At 36.9% G+C, this 13,515-nt stretch carries 9 protein-coding genes; 6 read left to right on the top strand and 3 right to left on the bottom strand.

Going from position 1 to position 13,515, the window contains the following annotated elements; all coding sequences use genetic code 11:
- Window positions 1-6 precede the first annotated feature (6 nt).
- Window positions 7-612 (top strand): NUDIX hydrolase, encoded by a 606-nt coding sequence (locus NOV28_RS01225; protein WP_255926728.1) that lies wholly within the window; start codon window positions 7-9, stop codon window positions 610-612.
- Here the strand turns inward: NOV28_RS01225 and NOV28_RS01220 are convergent.
- Complete coding sequence (locus NOV28_RS01220; RefSeq protein ID WP_255926726.1) at window positions 609-1,883, bottom strand: UDP-N-acetylmuramoyl-tripeptide--D-alanyl-D-alanine ligase; 1,275 nt, start codon at window positions 1,881-1,883, stop codon at window positions 609-611. The genes NOV28_RS01225 and NOV28_RS01220 overlap by 4 nt on opposite strands.
- A gap of 61 nt (window positions 1,884-1,944) precedes the next feature.
- Window positions 1,945-3,543 (bottom strand): gliding motility lipoprotein GldJ, encoded by a 1,599-nt coding sequence (gene gldJ / locus NOV28_RS01215; RefSeq protein ID WP_255928670.1) that lies wholly within the window; start codon window positions 3,541-3,543, stop codon window positions 1,945-1,947.
- A 162-nt stretch (window positions 3,544-3,705) separates the two neighbouring features.
- On the opposite strand from gldJ, the gene porU reads away from it, so the two are divergent.
- The 3 genes from porU to NOV28_RS01200 all read left to right on the top strand — a co-directional run bounded on the left by porU (window position 3,706) and on the right by NOV28_RS01200 (window position 11,096).
- Window positions 3,706-7,611, top strand: coding sequence for a type IX secretion system sortase PorU (gene porU, locus NOV28_RS01210; protein ID WP_255926724.1), 3,906 nt, complete (start codon window positions 3,706-3,708; stop codon window positions 7,609-7,611).
- A 27-nt stretch (window positions 7,612-7,638) separates the two neighbouring features.
- Complete coding sequence (porV, locus tag NOV28_RS01205; protein ID WP_255926722.1) at window positions 7,639-8,757, top strand: type IX secretion system outer membrane channel protein PorV; 1,119 nt, start codon at window positions 7,639-7,641, stop codon at window positions 8,755-8,757.
- 77 nt (window positions 8,758-8,834) lie between these two features.
- Entirely contained in the window at window positions 8,835-11,096 is a 2,262-nt protein-coding gene (locus NOV28_RS01200) for an FUSC family protein (RefSeq protein ID WP_255926720.1), read from the top strand.
- Here NOV28_RS01200 and NOV28_RS01195 read toward each other — a convergent pair.
- Window positions 11,072-11,683, bottom strand: a complete 612-nt coding sequence (locus NOV28_RS01195; RefSeq protein WP_255926718.1) for a 4'-phosphopantetheinyl transferase family protein — start codon at window positions 11,681-11,683, stop codon at window positions 11,072-11,074. The two genes, NOV28_RS01200 and NOV28_RS01195, sit on opposite strands and share 25 nt — an antisense overlap.
- A 221-nt stretch (window positions 11,684-11,904) precedes the next feature.
- On the opposite strand from NOV28_RS01195, the gene NOV28_RS01190 reads away from it, so the two are divergent.
- Together NOV28_RS01190 and NOV28_RS01185 are read left to right on the top strand one after the other, a co-directional pair.
- Window positions 11,905-12,285 carry a hypothetical protein gene (locus tag NOV28_RS01190; protein WP_255926716.1) on the top strand — a complete coding sequence of 127 codons (381 nt, stop codon included), beginning with the start codon at window positions 11,905-11,907 and terminating at the stop codon, window positions 12,283-12,285.
- 135 nt (window positions 12,286-12,420) lie between these two features.
- Window positions 12,421-13,503, top strand: a complete 1,083-nt coding sequence (locus NOV28_RS01185) for an efflux RND transporter periplasmic adaptor subunit (protein ID WP_255926714.1) — start codon at window positions 12,421-12,423, stop codon at window positions 13,501-13,503.
- The last annotated feature ends 12 nt before the right edge of the window (window positions 13,504-13,515 follow it).

Here is a 13,515-nt window from a genome sequence, read left to right as displayed (position 1 = left end):
TTGCAAATGTATAAAGTTTTTGTGAATGAAAAAAAATTAACGCTTAGTAAATACCCAGAAAACGTGGAAAAAAAGCTCCGTTTCGAGGGTTTTGCGACTCTGGAAATCGCGATTGATCTTCTGCAAAATACTTCATGCCCGGAACTGAATGTATATGGGGAAAATATTGAAGAAATCTGGGAAGATTTTACCCACATGTTCAGAGTGATTGAAGCTGCGGGAGGCGTTGTCAACAATAAAAATGGTGAAATTTTATTCATTCATAGAATCGGAAAATGGGATTTACCGAAAGGAAAAATCGAAAAAGGTGAATCTCTGGAACAAGCTGCACTGCGTGAAGTAGAAGAAGAAACCGGATTATCGGAACTTATTTTAGAAGAATTCCTCAACAATACTTTTCACATTTACACCGAAAGAAACGGCGAAAAAATCCTGAAAACCACTTATTGGTTCAGAATGCAATATGTGGGCAGCGAAACGCCGAAACCCCAGATCGAAGAGGGAATTTCTGAAGTATCATGGAAAAACCAAGAAGCGATTATGAAAGAAGTCTTTCCTGTTACTTTCCAGAATATCAAATTGGTGCTGAATGATTATTGGGATTTAAATTAACCGATTAGGTCCAGAATTTTCTCAAGCGCAATTCCTCTCGATGCTTTTAACAGAATGTTTTCTGATTTGATATGCTCCGACACCAAATACTGTGAAAATTCCTGAGTATTTTCAAAAGATCTGGAGATTTGATTGGCTTTTTTAAAGTGCTTTCCTACCGTGATGATTTCATCAAAATTCAATGATTCTGCAAGCGCCATAATCGCCTGATGTTCCTTTTCAGACTCCTCGCCCAATTCCAACATATCGCCGATGATCACCGTTTTGCTACCCTCGAAAGTACTGAAATTCTTCAACGATTCCACCATCGAACTCGGATTGGCATTATAAGTATCTAACACAAATGTTTTCCCGTTTTTTTGCAATACTTGAGAACGCATATTGGTAGGCGTGTAATTTTCGATTGCGGTTTTTATTTGCTCAAAATTTAAACCGAAATGGAATCCCAAACTCGCTGCAGCACAAAGATTGGTAAAATTATAATTTCCGGTAAGTTTGGATTGCGCTTTTTGACCTTGAAAACTTAAACCTACAAAATTTTCAGTAGAAAATTCTTCAAACAGATAATCAGAATTTGCTTTACCAAAAGTAATTTTTGGGGAATAATTTTCTGTTTTTTCAACCTGAATCGGATCATTTTCATTCACCAAAATAGTTTGAGAATGGCTTTTCAGATAATCATACATTTCAGATTTTCCTTTAATAACTCCTTCAAAACCACCGAAACCTTCAAGATGCGCTTTCCCAAAATTGGTAATGTAACCGAAATTGGGTTGTGCAATTTTACACAGCATTTCAATTTCTTTTTGATGATTGGCACCCATTTCTACTACCGCCATTTCGTGTTCGGGCTTGATAGAAAGCAAGGTTAGCGGAACTCCTATATGATTATTTAAGTTTCCAAAAGTATATTGCAAATTATATTTCTGAGATAAAACCACGTGGATGATTTCTTTGGTAGTAGTTTTACCGTTACTTCCCGTCAATGCGATGATTGGAATTTTCAACTGGTTGCGGTGATGAATCGCCAATTCTTGAAGAAAAACCAATGTAGAAGGCACATGAAAAATGTTACGTTCTATATTTTCAAACGCCTGATCTTCTACAATTACCGCTAAAGCTCCTTCATCAGCAGCTTTTTCAGCCAAAGTAGCTGCGTTGAAATTGTCTCCGGAAAAAGCAAAGAAAATATCATTAGATTCAATCTTTCTGCTGTCGATGGTTACTTTTCCTGCTTGCAGAAAAAGAGGATAAAAAGAGGCTACATTCATTTTTCAAAAATAAAAAATCCTTCTGCAAAAACAGAAGGATTTGGGAAATATTTTATACTAATTATCTTTTAGTTCTACCTTTTCCGGCAGATTTAGCATCCTGTGCAACACGGAAACCAACCCAACCGTAAGCTTTAGCTTCATCACGGTATCTTCTTTGTCCTGGATCTAGCCAATAAGCACCATCCAACCAAGAACCACCTTTGATAACTCTTACTTCGTTAGATACTCTGGTTGTTCTGGATACAGGATCTTTTTGAAGAACTACTCTACCGCGGCCATCAACGATAAATCTTTTTTGTTTAGAATTATACATGTTGTAGCCAGCTGTGGTACTGTCTTCACCTCTACCGTAACCTGCATCTAATGAAGATTGGAAATCACCATCCTTGAAGTTTCTGTTATCAGCAACAACTTCTCTTTCATATTGTCCAGGTAATCCTCTATAAAGTAGTCTACCGTCAGCTAAAGTATCATATTTAGGGTTTACAATTTTTCTAAATGTCCCATCTGCATTTTTAACAACTTCCTGAACCACATTACCTCTATAATAATTAAAATCACTAGCTTCCTGATCTATAATAGGTCGATAAACATCTGCGGTCCATTCTGCAACGTTACCAAACATTCCATAAAGCCCTAAATTATTAGATGGATATTGTTTTACATCCGATGTCGTTGATGAACCATTTTCCCATCCTCCAGCTCCAGAATAATCCCCACTTCCAATTTTAAAATTATCCAGATATTTACCATTATCTTTCTTTCTTTGACTTTTCAATTGTTCTATGGCCGGTTTTTTATTCAAGTACATATTGTACTTTCTTTCTTTTTCCATCCCTAAAGCTGCAAATTCCCATTCCACCTCTGTTGGGAGTCGAAATCTAGAAACTACTCCATCTGACACATTTTTATTTGCTGCAATAATTCGTTGGTTTGTTGTTTTAATTCCAAATCGTTGTTTCAATCTTTGGGTATTGATATAGTCTTCAGTATCAGGATCATTCTCTTTAAATTTATCTAGGCTAAATGAATTTGCACCTAAATTATTTGATTCATTTTTATAAAAATTTTTAGAGATCACTCCTTGTTGCATTAACACTTTTTCATTTGCTCTATCGGTCAACCAATCACAATACCTTGAAGCTTGCAACCAAGAAACCCCAACTACTGGATAGTAATCATATTGAGGGCTATAGAAATAAGTTTCAGCAAAATCATTTCTTGAAAGTTCATTATTCCAAACAGAAGTATTTGGTAGAGCTCCATTATAAATTTCTTTATAATCAGGATTAGATGGTGGAAAAACAAATTTCAACCATGTTACATACTCACGGTATTCATAGTTGGTAATTTCTGTCTCTCCCAAATAGAAAGAAGTTACTTGCATTCTTCTTGGGGTATTATTCCAGTCACGCATTACATCATCTTTCACTAATCCCATCGTAAAAGTACCCCCTTCTACATAGACCATTCCTGGCCATCCTTTTTGCTGTTTTCCACTAAAAAACCAACCATTTTGTTCATTAGGTTTCCATCCTGTTTTACTAACAAATCGCGTAGTTCCACCGCCCTTTTTACCGTTACCACCTCCACCACAACTTGTAAGTATAAAAGTAGAACTGAACATTAATAACGTAAACAACTTAAGTTTATTCATAGTTGGTATATAGATATTATCAAGGTACAAAGAAAAAAGAATTTCTCTAATAAATGAAATTAATATTTTACTTTTTTTAGAAAACGTTAACAAATTAATTTTATTGTTCATAAGAAATCTATTATTTTTCGTTTAATTTGTAATCCTGAAACTTCAAACACAATGAAAAGTATTTTTACTTTCGTTTTTATTATTTTTCTGATTTGTTTAACAACAGCGCAAACCGTTAAAATCCAATGGCAGGGCTCAAAAAAGATAGACTACGGAAGCTATCAACTCACTGTACCCTATTTTCAGGATGATGCTTTTTCTTATGAAAACGGTAACGTGTATTATAGCAATAAGGGAAAATTTTCAGGAAAAAATCAAACCGTAACCAATCTAGTTTGGGAAAAAGTCTCCCAAAAAGAACTTTTTGACTTAAGTATTTACAATATTTCCAATACAGATCAAGCAGGCATAAGCAATTACACCAATCCTTACACCCAGGAAATTACTTCGAATGTAAAAGTTGCTGCCTTGAAATCGGAAAAAGGAAATATTTATAGATTAACATCTTTTACCATTGCAAATAGCACTGAATCTACCCAACCTAGCTCAATGTTGTCGGGAAAAATCGGCACCACCGATAACCCATTGAAAAGTGGAAATTTCTATAAAATAAAAGTAAATAAATCCGGAATTTTTAAAATAACCGCTCAATTTCTGAGAGATAATGGCATTAACCCTGCCAATATTAACCCAAAAAATTTCAGAATTTATGGAAATGGCGGAGTGATGCTGCCTGAACACAATCTGGATTTCAGATATTCGGCTTTACAAGAAAATGCAATTCAGGTGGTTGGCGAAGAAGATGGCGCCTGGAACGACGGTGATTATGCTTTATTTTATGCACAAGGACCACACGGATTTAACCTTTATAAAAACTATGATTATCCAAACGGAATTGGGAGCAGACGAATCGATACCAGAACAGATAAACCGTATAATTTTGTCAATATTTATGAAGATTATGCCTATTATTTCATCAATTTTGATTTAGGTCCCGGAAAAAGAGTTCAGGAAACCGATCAGGCTGTGAATTCCAATATTATTTCACGCTATGATGATTTTCAATTCATTAATGAAGAAAAATTCAATTTAATGAAAATCGGTCGAATCTGGACCGGAGATGTCATTTCAGGAACTAAAACACTTAGTTTCACCACCAAATCGCCGATACAATCCAGCGATGTAATTCGATATCGTTCCAGAGTGTTGGGATATCAATCTGCCGGAAACCAAATCACCACTACCATTAACAACCAAAATCCTGGTATTTCCTCCATTTTTCCGACCGAGAAAAAAGAGGCAATTCCATTGGTGTACAACGGTACCGTAACCAATTTACAAGGGAACCAACTTACCTTTAATTTCACACCAAACACTGCCGCAAATCCTAACGGAAAATTCTATTTTGATTACGCCGAAGTTCAATATAAAGAAGACCTTAAATTCAATAATTCTCAAATGAATTTCCGCAGCTACGACATCAATGAAGGAAGTTCAGAATTATATACTTTCAATATTTCCGATGCATCGGCGATCGAACAAGTTTGGCAGGTTTCAGATATTACCAATGCATCTAAAAAGGTAAATAAATCAGGCAGCAACAGCACTTTCAGCTTTGGATACCTTGCCAACAACACCCAATTTGTAAACGAATTTGTAGCTTTCAAAAATAGTGATGCTTATGTTCCTGCTTTTGTGGGAAAAATTGAAAATCAAGATCTTTCAGGCTTGCAAAACATCGATTATTTGATGATTACCTCCTCAGAAATGATGGGACAAGCACAAAGATTGGCCAACTATTACCAAGACAAATATAACGTTGCAGTAGTTGATGTAAATAAAATTTACAACGAATTCAGCAGTGGCAGCAAAGATATTACTGCCATCCGCGATTTCGCTACAAAACTCAATACACCAACAGGAAAACTAAAATATATGTTTATCCTCGGTGATACTTCCTACGATTTCCGAGGAAGAAACCATCCAGGTTCGGATATTGTTCCTTCTTACCAAAGTGAAGAAAGTGGAGATTATGCCAACTCATTTGTGACTGATGATTATTATACAATGACTTCGCCACAACTAGCCAATAATGTGTTGATCTCTTCTTCCCTCCCCGATTTACCTGTTGGAAGATTACCTGCAGCCAATCTTTCCGAAGCGAAACTTTTAATAGACAAAGCTTTGGCTTACAACAACGCACTTCCAGGTCAACCTTCCCCGTTTGGAGAGTGGCGAATGAAACTCGATTTCGTCGTGGATGATGATGCGGATAATCAATTTCCTTTCCATAATACAATGAACGCATCATTGGTGAATGTTTTTGAAACTGGTGATTTAAGAAAAGAATACAACGTAAGAAAACTTTATCTTGACGCTTTCACTGCGCAAACTTCCGCTGGTGGACAAAGATATCCTCAAATAAACCAAGCCATCGCAAATGATGTAGGAAACAGCCTTTATTTGTTTTATTTCGGACATGGAGGAATCAACGGATGGGCGCAAGAAAGAGTTTTAACTTTAGATGAAATTCAGAATTTCAATAATTACAATAACGTTTACGCAAGATTTCCGCTGGTTTCTACCATCACCTGTGAATTCACGCTTTGGGACGATCCGGCAACGTTTTCTGCGGGAGAACAAGTGATGAAATCTAAACAAGGTGGTGCTTCGATGATGCTTACTTCCAGCCGCGCAATCGGTGTTGGATATGGCGAAGTATTTACCACGATTTTCACCCGACATCTTTTTAATTTGGTGAATGACGATTTCACAAGTTTAGGAGATGCTTTCTTAAAGGCTAAAATTGAAAAAGGAGCTCATGCCGACCACTTGAAAGTGAATTTATTAGGTGATCCAGCGACCAAAATGAGCCGTCCGAAAAGATTATTAACCATCGATAATATCGAATCTCCGGTTCCCGGGCAGTTGCGCGCATTGGATTTCGTGAAAGTGAAAGGCCGCATCAACAAAGCCGACGGAACGATTGACAATACCTTTAACGGAAGAGTGGCGATTAATATCTTTGATAAAAGACTCAACAAAAAAACATTGAACAACGACGGAGTTCCAAAAATGAACCCCGTTCTCAATTACACAGAAGAAGGTGGATCGATTGTGAAATCTTCCGGTCAAGCGGTAAATGGCACTTTCACGGTGGAATTTTATGTTCCAAAAGACATTAATTATGAAATTGGTGACGGCAGAATTTTAGCTTATGCTGATAATAAAGTTTTTGATGTTTTCAGCAATCAAGTTCAAAAAATTGGCGGAATCAATCCGGATGGAATCAATGATAATGAAGCGCCGAAAGTTCAACTTTACATGAACAATACCAATTTTGCGGATGGCGGAATTACCGATCAGAATCCAATGCTTTTGGCTTGTGTAACCGATGACAAGGGAATCAACTCTACCGGTTCGGGAATTGGGCACGACATCACCGTGGTTCTCGACGGGCAAATTATCAATACTGTAGCGCTGAATGATTTCTATTTTTCCGGCGACGGAAACGGATGTACTAATCCTTCTTTATCTGATTATCAGAAAGGAAATGTAAGTTACCCATTCCGAAATTTATCACCTGGAGCTCATCAACTTACTTTTAAAGTGTGGGACATCAACAATAATGCAACTACTCAAACGTTAAACTTTATGGTTAAAGATGAAACCAACCAAAATTTAATTGTTAATAAACTCTTAAATTGGCCAAATCCTTTTACCAGCAAAACCTACGTACAGTTCGAGCACAATTGCGATGATATTTTAGACGTGAATGTGCAGATCTATACCATCACAGGAAAACTAGTTAAAACCATAAGTACTTCGGTTACCGCTGAGCTGTTCTACCAAGGTTATAGAACTCCAAGAACTGCTATTGAATGGGACGGAAAAGATGATTTTGGGGATGCGGTAGGAAAAGGAACTTATATATTTAAAATCTTTGCGAAAAGTCAAAATCAGGACAAATGCAAAGGAAGCGCAACCGCTGTAGAAAAAATGGTCATTTTAAAATAAAAAATATGAACGATAAAAAACGACTTTATGAAATTGACTAAAAAATTATTTTTAGGACTAAGTTTAGGAGTAAGTGTAGCTGCTTATTCGCAAATTCAGCCTGTACTTACCGGAGCTCCGTTTCTAAGGATTTCCCCGGATGCAAGAGCTGGAGGTATGGGAGATCAAGGGGTCGCAACTACTACTGATGGTTTCTCACAGTTCTGGAACGCTGCGAAATACCCATTCAGCAAAACTACTTCTGCAATTGGAGTTAATTATACTCCATACATGAATAAGCTCACAAATGATACCTTCTTGCTTTACGGTGCCTATCATCAATTTTTGGGAGAAGAAGAAAGAGCTACTATTTCTGCTAGTATTTACTATTTTAACATGGGAGAAGTAGATTTAAGGGATATCCTAACACCGGACATATCATCAGGAACAGTAAAACCTAACGAATTTTCCATCGATGTGGCATATGGTCTGAAGCTTTCAGATTATTATTCCATGGCGGTAACTGGTCGTTTCATTCGTTCAGATTTATCCGGAGGATTCAACTCTGATAACACATTGAAGCCTGCAAACTCTTTCGCAGTAGATGTTTCAGGATATTTCCAATCGGAAAGACACACGAGTATTAATGAATTCGAAGGTCGTGCAAGAGCAGGTTTTGCCATTCAAAATTTAGGTCCAAGATTGGATTATACCGGTGATGAAGAATCCAGATCTTATCTTCCAACTACTGCAAGATTAGGAGCGGGTTACGATTTATTTATTGATGATTTGAACCGAGTAGGTGTAAACTTTGAAGCTTCCAAATTATTGGTTGCTGGTCCGGATGAAACCGGAAACGTTCCAAATGTCGGAGTAATTGAAGGAATCGGAAAATCATTCAGCAACCCACAAAGTGTTATGTTCAGTGGCGCTGTTGAATATGAATACGACAATGCATTCGCTTTAAGAGGCGGTTATTTCCACGAAAGTGAGCAACAAGGAGCCAGACAATACGCTACCGTCGGAGTTGGGTTGAAATACCAGTCTTTCGGATTAGATATGTCTTACCTTATCAACACTTCCAAAGTAAATTCAGCATTAGATAATACCTTAAGATTCGGACTTACTTGGAATATCGGTGAAGATTCTTCCAACGCTGACTATTAATTTTATTTAATAAAAAAAATACGAAAAGCCTCAAGAAATTGGGGCTTTTTTTGTAGAATTACTCTTAAATTTGTCCTATGAATTATGCCGCACAACTCAGAAAATTTACAACAAGCCAATATATTTATTCGGCGATTCGTATTTCTCTGGCGATTGTGGTTCCGAGCATTATTCTAGCATATTTTGGTTTGCTTAAAGAATACTTCCTGCTTCCTCTGGCAACCAGTTTTGTAGGACTTACCGATCAACCTGGCCCCTTTATCCGCCGAAGAAACGCACTCATTCTTGCCGTGATTTCATTCTTTTTGGTAGCATTAGTGGCGAGTTTTCTAAAAACATTCCCAGTATTGATCTATCTTGAAATTATTTTCTTCGGAATGTTTTTCTCAATGATTGGGATCTATGGACAAAGACTTGCCGCAGTGGGTTCGCTTTCTTTAGTCGTTTTAGGAATTTTCATTGATGGACATCTCAGTGGTGAAAATTTATTTCAAAGTTTGCTCACCTTTCTGGCGGGCGCAGTTTTGTATTTGCTTATTTTTTTAATTGTTTCAAAAATTCAACCCTATAAATTGGCGGGGCAAATGATTGGCGAAAACTATCTCGAACTTGCCGATTACCTCAACATTAAATCTAAATTTTATCAGCCAAATCCCGATTTTTCATTACTTCATTCGCAAGTAATTTCTCAGCAAATTAAAATTAAAAATCTTCAGGAAGAAACTCGAGAAACTGTTTTCCAGACAAGGAAAATCGTCAATGAATCTACCACGACAAGCCGGCTTTTGATGTTGATGTTCCTAAATTCTATCGATCTTCACGAAAAACTGATGACTTCCGAAAGCGACTACCGAAAAATTCAGGAAACCTTCGGAAATACCGGATTTTTAACATCAATCAGCGAATACCTTTCGAAAATTTCGGAAGAACTTAGCAATATCGGAATCGCTTTACAAGGTGGAACCAAAGCAAAACCGATTTATAAAATTGATGAAGAATTAAGCAATATTTACGAGCAATATTTCGACTTGAGAACCAGTCGCCTGAATGCGGAAAACCTCGAAGATTTCATGATTCTGCGCCTCATCTTGGTGCGAATTACCGATATCACCGACGAAATAAAAACCATTTATAAAGTATTTACCCAAGATATTAAGTTGGCAAAAAGTCTTTCAACAGGCTTAGATTACCGAAAATTTGTAACTGCGGAAGAGAAAATCAATTTCAAAGTGCTGCGCAATAATCTTTCGTTGAAATCCTCGCATTTTCGCCATTCGGTGCGAATCACCATCGCATTGCTGATTGGTTACGCCATTTCAAAGCTTAGTTTCTTGGGAATCGGACATTCCTACTGGATTCTCATTACCCTCGTCGCGATCATGAAACCGGCCTACTCTACCACCAAACACCGCAATCTTTTGCGATTATATGGAACAGTTGTGGGAGCGGTTTTGGCCTATCTTATCTTGTTTTTTATCGATAACAATAGCGTTCTTTTTACGCTTTTATTGCTTTCGATGATTCTTTGTTTCACCTTTCTGAAAGCCAGATATTTCTGGGCAGTTTTGTTCATGACGATTTATATTTTCCTGACTTTTAATTTCCTCACACCCGGAAATGTGAACCTTATTTTCAAAGACCGAATTCTTGATACCGCAATCGCAGGTCTCGTTGCATTCGCGGTTTCTTACTTTATATTACCGGTTTGGGAGCATACGCAGAATTTAGTTTTAATGCAAAAAACCACTAAAAGCAACTTGAAATATTTCAATGCTGCAATGGATTTCTTTAAAAATGAAAACGCAGGAATTCAGGATTATAAACTTAAAAGAAAAGACGCCATCATCGATCTCGGAAACCTTTCGGATAATTTCCAAAGAATGATTTCCGATCCTAAAAACCAACAAAAAAAGATGGAATTGGTGCATCAATTTGTGAATACCGCACATTTGATTACAGCTTATATCGCTTCGTTTTCCCAATATTCCAAAAAGGCAAAAGATTACCCTGAAATCGATTTCGACAGCTGGAACCGTAAAATTTCTGCCGAATTATTGCGCACCGGACTCATCCTGAACCAGAAAAAATACCACCGTGATATTGTGGAAGAAAGTCAACTAAAACCTGAAGACACCGTAGAAAAACTCCTTGAAACCCGGAAGAAGGAAATCATGGAAAACGACATTTCAGACCGCCGAGATCCAAACAGAATCACCCGATTGACAGAGTTGAAAAACCTTAGAGAAATCCTCGAGTTGATCTATGATGTAGCGAAGGAACAACGAAAATGTGCGGAAAAACTGGAACCGGAAATTCAGTCTACAATGGTGAAGCAATAATGGTCGAAAAACTCGACCCGGGCTTTGTACAAATCTGAAACCTGATCATCGTGAACCCTACACATAATATTGAAGGGAAAATCGAGACTGAAAGGCTTCACTTCATAGTGCTTTTTGAGCGACCAGTAATTGGAATGGTGAATCTTGTACATGCTCTCTTTCAGCGACCAAATCACCGTGAGATAGGCCACTTCCTTGTCTTTTTCTATAAAACCAGCCTCTTCTTCATGCAGAAATTTGTGCTTTATTCTGACGATTTTCGGATTAAATGGCTCAATATCAATTCCGACTTTGTTTTTAGAAATCGCCAAAGCCGCGTACGGAAACGAATGCGTAATTGAAATCTCGAAATCTTTCGGAAAAAGATAAGGTTCGCGGCCATTATAGAGAATTTTATAATCCGGCAACACCGATTTCAGGATTTTTCTTACCAAAAGATACTCTTTCAACTTGGTCGGATGATAATCTTTAATCCGATCATCATTTTCTTTTTCCAACAATTCCTGAGGATCCAGCATTTCATTTTCATCATATTTCCAAAGAAGTATGGTGGCATGATCATCGGAAAAATCTCGGTATAATGGCATATTTTAACAATACAAAACGAATTGAAGCTTCGCAAAAATACTTATTTTTTTTGAGGTGATAAATCATCATTACGAAATCTGTCTTTCATAGAAACCCTTTGAAAATTACTATTACTGTTTGATAATTTCATAAAAATAGGAAACAAAAGTCCTTAAAAAACGTTAAATTTTGTTAATGCTATTCTTTTATATTCTACAATCACTGTACATTTGCGCCGAAAATGAAGAGAGCACTTACTTACCTTTTTCCTGTAATTTTTCTACTGTTCCTGTTGAAAAACATTTTCGCCGTGGATTTTAGCAGTGATATGAAGGTTTTTGTAGGTCAATCGCTTTCCAAAATTCATAATCCTTCATTAAAGATTTTTGAAAAAGAAAAATCACAAAAACACAATATAGAAGGATTTAAACAGGATTTCACTGATGATGATATCCAGTTTTCCGATTATTCATTCATTTCATTTATTGCTAGTGTTGTGGTTTTGTTCAACTTAGCCCTTCATTTTCTTTATCGGGAGAAATCTTTGTCTCCTTTCACCCTTTTTCTACTCAACAGAAACGTCAATCGACGATATATTTTGTTGGAGAATTTACGCCTTTAAAATTCAATTTCCGTTATTAAAACATTGATTATCATAGATATTCAATGCTAATCCCTGTATTATTTCATTCGAAATTCTACACCAATTCTTTTATTAAAAAAAATCAATAATACTTTTTAAAAACTTACCATGGTTATGTTTAAATTATTTTCAGGCATTGCATTGTGCAGCGCATTATTAGCAGTTTCGTGTTCGAAGAAACCCGAAGAAAAAGAAGAAAATGCGGTTTATCCCGTTACCAATCCGGTAAAAAAAGACACCACGCTTACCAAAGAATATGTAGCACAAATTAAATCAGTAAAAAACATCGAGATTCGCGCTCAGGAAAAGGGTTTTCTACAAAAAGTGTATGTAGATGAAGGCCAATATGTTCATCAAGGACAAGTGCTTTTCCAAATCATGCCACAGCTTTATCAGGCAGATTATATGAAAGCCAAAGCTGAAGTTACACAAGCGCAAATTGAGCTTCAAAACGCGAGTACTTTATCCAAAAACAATGTGGTTTCTCCACAAGAAAGAGCCATGGCAAAAGCAAAATTGGATGCCGCAGTTGCCGAAATGAAAGCCGCTCAAATTCATTTATCGTTTACCAATATTCGTGCGCCGTTTTCCGGAATCATCAACCGTTTGCCACTGAAATTGGGAAGTTTGGTGGATGAAGGCGATTTGCTGACTTCCCTATCCGACAACTCCGGAATTTTCGCTTATTTCAATGTCGCGGAACCGGAATACATCAATTACATGACGCATTCTTCTGAAAACCAGAAAACTCCGGTTTCATTGGTAATGGCCAATGGCGAAAAATTCCCGGAAACCGGTTATGTACAAACCGTGGAAGGTGAATTTGACGGTGAAACAGGGAATATCGCTTTTCGTGCGAAGTTTCCGAATTCCAAAAGCATCCTGAGAAATGGCGAAACCGGGAAAATCCAAATGCAAGTTCCGCTCATCGGTGCGATCATTATTCCTCAAAAAGCAACTTACGAAATTCAGGATAAAACTTACGTTTTTGTAATCGATAAAAATGGAATAGCCAAATCTCGCGAAGTGAAAATCGGGAACGAACTGACGGATATTTATATTATTTCTTCCGGATTATCAGAAAATGACAAAATCTTATTGGATGGAGTTCAGAAAGTGAAAGACGACCAAAAACTGAAAGTGAAATTTGAAAATCCTGCTTCAGTTTTAAAGAATTTACAATATAAAGCGAACTAAAAAGAAAGAGTA

Source organism: Kaistella montana, from assembly GCF_024436175.1.
Classification (GTDB): Bacteria; Bacteroidota; Bacteroidia; order Flavobacteriales; family Weeksellaceae; genus Kaistella; species Kaistella montana.
This window is presented reverse-complemented; position numbering and strand designations above follow the sequence as displayed.

Bases quoted from the DNA above. Each gene is read 5' to 3' on its own strand.
- NOV28_RS01225 (WP_255926728.1), top strand. From the start codon at position 7: ATGTATAAAGTTTTTGTGAATGAAAAAAAATTAACGCTTAGTAAATAC.
- NOV28_RS01220 (WP_255926726.1), bottom strand. From the start codon at position 1,883: ATGAATGTAGCCTCTTTTTATCCTCTTTTTCTGCAAGCAGGAAAAGTA.
- gldJ (WP_255928670.1), bottom strand. From the start codon at position 3,543: ATGAATAAACTTAAGTTGTTTACGTTATTAATGTTCAGTTCTACTTTT.
- porU (WP_255926724.1), top strand. From the start codon at position 3,706: ATGAAAAGTATTTTTACTTTCGTTTTTATTATTTTTCTGATTTGTTTA.
- porV (WP_255926722.1), top strand. From the start codon at position 7,639: ATGAAATTGACTAAAAAATTATTTTTAGGACTAAGTTTAGGAGTAAGT.
- NOV28_RS01200 (WP_255926720.1), top strand. From the start codon at position 8,835: ATGAATTATGCCGCACAACTCAGAAAATTTACAACAAGCCAATATATT.
- NOV28_RS01195 (WP_255926718.1), bottom strand. From the start codon at position 11,683: ATGCCATTATACCGAGATTTTTCCGATGATCATGCCACCATACTTCTT.
- NOV28_RS01190 (WP_255926716.1), top strand. From the start codon at position 11,905: ATGAAGAGAGCACTTACTTACCTTTTTCCTGTAATTTTTCTACTGTTC.
- NOV28_RS01185 (WP_255926714.1), top strand. From the start codon at position 12,421: ATGTTTAAATTATTTTCAGGCATTGCATTGTGCAGCGCATTATTAGCA.